Genomic DNA, 7,569 nt, shown 5'->3' with positions numbered 1-7,569 from the left:
CGCTTCGCCTCACTCGGCGATGCGCGGGCCTTCATCAACGAATTCGTGGACTGGTACAACCACCATCACCAGCACTCCGGCATCGGGTTCCACACCCCGGCCAACGTGCACTACGGCTTCGCCGACGCAGTGGCCATGAAGCGCTCACAAACCCTGGCCGCGGCCAGGAACAAGCACCCCCACCGATTCAGTACCGCTACCGATCCCAAGATCCTCGCTCTACCCGGACCGGCATGGATCAACCAACCGACCGAAACCGCCGGAGAAACGGCGGCCTAACCTCCGTCTAACTCACCTTGGTACCGCTTGACTTGAAAAATTCCGACCCAGCACCTGAGTTTATCTACGGACTGGTAGTGGTCCTTGTGACTGTCGGGTGAAAATACGCGTGAGCCAACGTGTGAAACGACCTGCTGGTCTCGTTGCCATATTCGGTCGTCGGCTGGGGCAGTCCTCGAGGAGCGCGAACCATGTTCTTTCAATTTGAAACTTCCTGGTCGGGTCCGAACACGTGGAGGCTGATCCTGCCTGCCTGCCCAAACGTTAAGCGGGAGCGGACGCCGAAAACGCGGTGCGCCTACAGGAAGCTGCATACCTGCCCGGGATCGCATGAGGCTGGATCCGTTTCCACCGCATTGCGGTGGAAACCGGCGACGGCTGCGCGAAGGGAGATCAGTTCCGTGATCCGCCGGTCGAGGTCCTGCAACTCACGGGCGAGAAGCTCGCGGACGTGGCTGCAGGGCGATTCTCCTGTTTCCCGGAGGTTCAAGATGCCCTTGATCTGGTCGAGGGTGAGCCCGGCTGCCTGGCCCCGACGGATGAACTGAAGCCTGTTGACCGCGTCTTCAGTGTATTCACGGTAACCGTTAGGGCTCCGCGGCGCGGGCGGAAGGAGCCCGCAGCTTTCGTAGAACCGCAGTGCCGTGGCCGTCATACCGGCTGCCGCGGCAGCTTCTCCGATCCGCATCGCGTACCTTCCTTGGCATGAGTTCCTTGACGTTCCACCATAGGGGAAGGTGCACATTGAGGAGTATGCCTGAATCCGCGAAAGCTCAGTTTGACCTCGCCGTCATCGGCTCCGGCGGGGGCGCCTTCGCTGTCGCCATCCGCGCAACCAATCTGGGGAAAAGTGTGGTGCTGATCGAGCGCGGAACGGTCGGCGGAACGTGCGTCAACACCGGTTGCGTGCCCTCGAAGGCATTGCTGGCTGCGGCCGCCGCACGGCACGTGGCCCTGGACAGCGACCGTTTTCCCGGCGTCTCCATGGAGGCCGGAGCGGTGGTCATGACGAAGCTCATTTCCGGCAAGCGTTCACTGGTGGAAGGTTTGCGCACCGAAAAGTATGCGGACCTGATTGCCGACTATGGCTGGGAACTGCGCCGCGGCAACGCCGTCTTCGCCGGCAGTGCCGAAGATCCGGTGCTCGAAGTCACAGGGACGGACGGTGGCCGGGAGATTGTGCGCGCCCGGTACTATCTCGTTGCCACCGGGTCCTCGCCCTGGGCGCCGCCAATCGAGGGACTGCAGGATGTGGACTACCTGACCTCCACCACAGCCATGGAGCTGGACGAGGTGCCGGAATCGATGATTGTCCTGGGCGGTGGTTATGTCGCGTTGGAGCAGGCCCAGCTTTTCGCCCGGCTGGGTACGAAGGTGACCATGCTGGTCCGGTCCCGGCTGGTGTCCGCAGAGGAACCGGAGGCCTCCAAGGCGCTCGTCGGGGTGTTCGAGGACGAAGGCATCACCGTCATCCGGCGCACCACCGCCGAATCTGTGCGCCCGGAGGGGACCGGCGTCGTCGTACGCGCCAAAAGCTCTGGCGGACGCGATGAGTACACTGCCAGCCACCTGCTGGTGGCCACGGGCCGCCGCCCTGTCACGGACGGGTTGAACCTGGCCGCCGTCGGCGTCGACACCGGTGAACGCGGCGAAATTCTGGTCAACGACATGCTGGCCACCTCGAACGAACGAATCTGGGCAGCCGGTGACGTCACCGGGCACCCCGAGTTCGTCTATGTGGCGGCATCGCACGGCGCTCTTGCGGTGGAGAACGCTTTCAACAACGCCGGCCGGACCGTCGATTACGGCCACCTGCCGAGGGTCACCTTCACCACACCGAATCTGGCTGCGGTGGGTATGACGGACAGGCAGGCCACCGAGGCGGGCATCGACTGTGAGTGCCGGGTCCTGCCGCTGAAGCACGTGCCGCGGGCGCTGGTGAACCGGGACACCCGCGGTTTCATCAAGATCGTCGCGGCCACCGACACCGGCCGGATACTCGGTATCACGGCGGTGGCGGACAATGCCGGGGAGATCGCTGCGGCCGGCGTATACATTGTCTCGTCGGGTATGACCGTGGACCAGGTGGCGAACCTGTGGAGCCCGTACCTCACCATGGCCGAAGGCATCAAGATCGCTGCGCAGACATTCCACACCGACGTGTCCAGGCTGTCCTGCTGCGCGTCCTGAACCTGGTCCTGAACCTTGATGGAAGGAAGACCATGAGCGAGCACTTTGACGTAGCAGTTCTTGGAATGGGTCCCGGCGGGGAAGTCGCCGCAAGCCGGTTGCTCGCCGGCGGCAAGAAGGTGGTGGTCCTTGAACGGGAACTCATCGGCGGCGAGTGCGCCTACTGGGCCTGCATCCCCTCCAAGACAGTTCTTCGCCCAGCCGAGGCAAGCACCGAAGTGGAGCGCGCAGCCGGTATCGGAGGGGCGGAACTCGACTGGGAGAAGGCCCGCGAGTACCGCGATTACATGGCACGCAACCTCGACGACTCCGGTCAGGTGGACGGTTACGAAGGTCAGGGCGCCACGGTGATCAAAGCCGAAGCGCGGCTCACCGGTCCCGGTCGGCTGCAGGCCGGCGACCGGGAGATCACCGCCGACCACATCGTCACCGCCACCGGCTCCGACGCCGTCACCCCGCCGCTGGATGGGATCGACCAGATTACCGCGTGGAGCAACCGGGAGACCTACACAGCCCGTGACCTGCCCGGGCGTGCGGTCGTTGTCGGAGGCAGCGCCGTCGGGACGGAGACCGCGACTTTCCTGGCTCGTTTCGGCGTGCAGGTCACCCTCGTACATCGCGGGAAGCGGCTCATGGACCGCGAGGATGCCCGCGTAGGCGAACTCGCACACCAGCATCTGGTGGATGCGGGCGTCGACATCCGCCTCGGTGCCTCCGCCATCGGCGCGCGCCGTGACGGAGCAGACAGCGTGATAGCCCTCGACGACGGCACGGAGGTAAGGGCCGACGTCGTGATCATCGGGACCGGACGCAAGGCGCGGACCGAGGGTTTTGGCTTCGAGGAAGCGGGAGTGCAGTTGGGCAAGCGCGGCGAGGTCGTCGTGGACGAGAATTGCAGCGCCGGCAACAACCTCTGGGCTATCGGGGATGTCACCGGCGTCATGCCTTTCACCCATGTGGCCAAGTACCAGGGACGAATCGCCACTGACGCTATTCTCGGAAAGCCGCGGCCTGCAACGTACGAGGGCATTCCGCGCGTGGTCTTCGCCGATCCCGAGATCGCCGCTGCCGGTCTCACCGAGGAACAGGCAGCGCGGCGGGGAATCCGGACCTCTGCTGCCCGGCTGCAGCTGGCCAGCGCGATTGCCCGGCCGTGGACCTATGAACAGGATCCGCGCGGCGAACTCGGTCTTCTGGCGGACGTGGACCGGAAGGTGCTGGTCGGCGCGTGGGCGGTGGGCCCGCATGCCGGTGAGTGGATCCACCAGGCGTCACTGGCCATTCGGACGCAGATTCCAGTGGAGACGCTGCTGGACCAGGTGGCACAGTTCCCCACCTACCACGAGGCATACCACGAAGCACTCGAGAAACTCGAGATATAACCACTACACCGGCGCCTCACCTCCATTATCGGCTGCTCAGCGGGAGCCGCCTTAGTTCTGGCCTCCTGCGCAGCTCCGCCTACCCTCCGGGCGGAGAACTTCGCTGGCTTTGATGAAGTCTTGGAGGAGGCTAACGGACAGTCGGTTGATTTTTGGATGTACGGCGGTGATGAGCGGGACAACCGGTATGTGGACGAAGTCCTAGCCCCTGCCGCACAGGAAAAAGGGGTAACACTTCGGCGCGTGGCCGTGCCCGATACAGCCGATGCGCTGAATAGGGTGCTCAGTGAACGCCAGGCAGGCTGGCAGAGCGGATTAGTTGACCTCATCTGGGTTAACGGGACCCACTTCAGTGTCGGACGCCAAGCCGATGTATGGCAGTGCGGATGGACGGATCTGCTTCCTAACATGGAGTACACCGACCCTGAGGATTCGCTCATCACGGACGATTTCGGCACGCCGGTGGACGGGTGTGAGGCGCCGTGGCATAAGGCCCAGTTCACATTTTTCTACAATTCTGATGCCGTCGAGGACCCGCCAACGAGTCTGGAAGGCATTCTGGAATGGGCGCAAGAGCATCCGGGGCGGTTTACCTACCCGGCTCCCCCGGACTTCACTGGCAGCGCGTTCGTCCGTGAGGTTATGCTCAGTACCGCAGGCGGGGCTGAGGAAGTGCCTCTGGAGTACAGTGTCGAAGCCTTCGAAAAACATGCACCGGAAGCGCTCGATGCGCTGCGCGGCCTGGCACCGGCACTGTGGCGCGAGGGCAGAAGGCATCCCCGCGATGAGCAGGAGTTGAACCGGCTTTTCTCTGACGGTGAGGTGGACATGGCGATGACCTACGGCCCGGCAACGCTGCCCGGTCTGATCGCAACAGGCGCCCTCCCTGAGTCGACACGTGCTCTGACTCTGATGGAAGGCACCGTAGGCAACGCCAGTTTCCTGGCGATCCCGGCTAATGCCGGGGACGCCGCAGGAGCGATGGTGGTGGCGAACCTGGCGCTCTCGCCGGAGCAGCAGGCGGCAAAAGCGGATCTGGAAGTGTGGGGCCAGTTCACGGTCCTCGACCTCGAACGGCTGAGCCCCGCCCAAACGGCCTTGTTCAAAACTCTAACGCCCTCCCCCGTCGTACCCAGCTACGAGGCGATCTCGCACAAAGCGCACGGTGAGCTCGGTGCGGGGTGGGTTATGGCCCTGGATGAAGCGTGGCGACGAGGCGTCGCCGCGAAATGAGTGAATGATCGACCACCGTAAATCAGGCCACGGTAAAAATCTGGCGTTCCGATGAAATTCTGGTGAAGCCGTCCGGGCTTACGCGATGAATTGATGATGTCGCTGCTGCGCTTGATTTAGCTGCGACGTCCAGGGGAACTTCGACGAGAAAAACTATTAGGAGGCGGATCAGGCCGCCCCGCCGGTCATGAGTAGGTTTACATGTAGGCCACGGCGGATACACGCCGGCTCACGTCCGGCGAACGACTGAGGGAAAGGACCCGCGCATGGAAGGCACCTCCACATCCAAGAGTGAACAGAAACTGTCTCTGACGGGGTCCGTGGCCCTGGGCACCGGTGTGATGATCGGTGCCGGCATCTTCGCCCTCGTGGGTCAGGTCGCCGAACTGACCGGTGGTTGGCTACCGTGGGCGTTCTTCGCCGGTGCGGTGGTCGTGGCGTTCAGCTCCTACTCCTACATCCGCTACTCCGCCACCAACCCCTCCGCCGGCGGCATCGCCATGCTGCTCAAGGCCGCCTACGGCCCCGGAGTGGTTGCGGGCTCGTTCTCCCTGTTCATGTACGTGTCGATGATTCTGGCCGAGAGTCTGCTGGGCCGCACCTTCGGCACCTACCTGTTGCGGCCTTTCGGGATGCAGGACTCCGCGCTGTGGGTGCCGGTACTGGCCGTTACGGCCATCGCGGCCGCAGCGTTGGTAAACCTCGTCGGCAACCGGTGGGTGGAGCGCTCCGCCACGGTTACAGCGGCGATCAAGATCGTCGGGATCGCGGTCCTGGCCGTCGCCGGAATCCTCGCCGCCGGGATCTCCTCCCTAGGGCGATTGTTCACCACCGCGGACCGGACCCCGCCCGAGGCGGGGTGGTTGGGTTTCCTGGCCGGGATCGCCCTGTGCATCCTGGCGTATAAGGGATTCACCACGATCACCAACCAGGGCGCGGACCTGCGCGACCCCAAACGGAACATCGGCCGGTCCATCATGATCGCCATCGGCCTGTGCACCGTGCTCTACCTGCTGATCACCGTCGCGGTCACCGGCAGCCTCACCGTCCCGCAGATCGTAGAAGCCCGGGACTACGCCCTCGCCGAAGCGGCCGAGCCGACGTTCGGTTCCTGGGGCGTGACATTGACCGTGGTGATCGCCGTGGTCGCCACACTTTCCGGACTGGTGGCCAGCCTGTTCTCGGTCTCCAAGCTCTACGACATGCTCCGCAACATGGGCCAAGCCCCGGGCCTACCAGGGAAAGAGGGGCACCAGTCACTGTTCATCACCGCAGGGCTAGCCATCATCATGGCCGCCTTCTTCGACCTGTCCCAAATCGCCGCCCTCGGCGCCATCCTCTACCTGGCCATGGATATCGCCATCCACTGGGGCATCATCCGGCACCTGAAGAACGACGTCGAAGCCAGAATCTGGATCCCCTGGGTCGCGATCGTGCTCGACGTCGCGGTCCTGGTGTCCTTCACGGTCCTTAAAGCACAGTCAGACCCGTTCACCGTACTCATCACCGTGGTGGTGGCTTTGGTCATCGTCGTGACCCAGTGGCTGGTGGTACGCCGCAGAAACCACAACGGCGCATCCCCGCAGACAACCTCCGCCCAGCACCAATCCGACTAACGTGCACTCCGGACCTAGATGGAGCAGCCTTACAAACGTTGTCGGGTTTCTCCCATTGATCGGAAGGGTTGGGGTTTGGCGCAGCGCCACCACACCAGCGGGTCAGAAGGTGGACTGGCAGTGAGAGATTCAGTTTGAAGAGACCCGTTCGGGGCCGCTAAGAGCCGGCCTTTCATGTAGGGCCGACTACTCCGCCTCCTGCCCACATGGGCACGGCAAAAGCTCCCCACGCTCCGCTGCATTTCCCGCACACACATGGACAGCAGGAACCAGAGGGCCGCCTGCACACATCCACCACGTCACCCATGCGGAAGGCTCGCCTCGGGCATGCGGTGGATGTGCACAGCCTCCTTCACGCTGGGCGCTTGATTACAAACCCTAGATCTCAATGGAGTTTTTAGTGGCAAATATATGCCCGCAGCGCACCAAAGGCGCTGACTGACGACCCCGACTGTTGCTGGGTCATCCACCTGTGGGCGGGTGGAGCCCGAAGGATAGAGCTCAAAGCCGTCCACCTGTGGGTGGCCCCCAGTGTAAGCGGCAACTTTAAACTGACCGAGTACGGAAAATCTGATTGACCGTTCGCGGCAGTGGTTTTGACCGGCGGCGGCAAGCATTTTTGGACACTAGCAGGCCACGGTGTGGCTTGGCGTGCTGGGATTCCTCTTGTCCATCCCTCGTGTCGTTACGGGGAGAGCCCCTTCCTTCCGCGGTGAAATGGCGATGCCAATCGTCTGTATTTCACTCGTTGTGGGAAGGAAGGGGCTCGTTGTGAAGTCTCCAGGAGAGTTCATGGAAATTTTAGCTGCTTACGATTTGACCCGGTCGTACCGGGATGCCGCGAAGATCTGCGGCGTCTCACACAACAC

At 63.2% G+C, this 7,569-nt stretch carries 6 protein-coding genes; 5 read left to right on the top strand and 1 reads right to left on the bottom strand.

The annotated features are described in order from the left end of the window. A partial coding sequence (locus BLS52_RS17920) for an integrase core domain-containing protein (protein WP_139186329.1) occupies window positions 1-279 on the top strand: 279 nt, incomplete at its 5' end. Window positions 280-577: 298 nt separating this feature from the next. On the opposite strand, the gene BLS52_RS17915 is transcribed toward BLS52_RS17920, so the two are convergent. Then, window positions 578-967, bottom strand: a complete 390-nt coding sequence (locus BLS52_RS17915; RefSeq protein WP_090588527.1) for a heavy metal-responsive transcriptional regulator — start codon at window positions 965-967, stop codon at window positions 578-580. Between the two features lie 65 nt (window positions 968-1,032). Between BLS52_RS17915 and merA the strand changes: the two genes are divergently transcribed. The 4 genes from merA to BLS52_RS17895 all read left to right on the top strand — a co-directional run bounded on the left by merA (window position 1,033) and on the right by BLS52_RS17895 (window position 6,700). Then, a complete protein-coding gene (merA, locus tag BLS52_RS17910) occupies window positions 1,033-2,469 on the top strand; it encodes a mercury(II) reductase (RefSeq protein ID WP_090588525.1) in 1,437 nt (478 codons plus the stop codon). Window positions 2,470-2,501: 32 nt separating this feature from the next. Then, on the top strand, window positions 2,502-3,851 hold the full coding sequence (locus BLS52_RS17905) for a dihydrolipoyl dehydrogenase family protein (RefSeq protein ID WP_090588523.1): 1,350 nt from the start codon (window positions 2,502-2,504) through the stop codon (window positions 3,849-3,851). 24 nt (window positions 3,852-3,875) lie between these two features. After that, window positions 3,876-5,084: an ABC transporter substrate-binding protein gene (locus BLS52_RS17900; protein WP_090588521.1), complete on the top strand. Its 1,209-nt coding sequence runs from the start codon at window positions 3,876-3,878 to the stop codon at window positions 5,082-5,084. Window positions 5,085-5,350: 266 nt separating this feature from the next. Then, the gene (locus BLS52_RS17895) at window positions 5,351-6,700 is read left to right on the top strand and encodes an APC family permease (protein ID WP_090588519.1); all 1,350 of its coding nucleotides are present in this window, start codon (window positions 5,351-5,353) and stop codon (window positions 6,698-6,700) included. Window positions 6,701-7,569 lie beyond the last annotated feature (869 nt).

Source organism: Arthrobacter subterraneus (assembly GCF_900099735.1).
GTDB lineage: Bacteria > Actinomycetota > Actinomycetes > Actinomycetales > Micrococcaceae > Arthrobacter_D > Arthrobacter_D subterraneus.
Note: the sequence above shows the minus strand (reverse complement) of the source record. Positions and strands in the feature narration are given on the sequence as shown.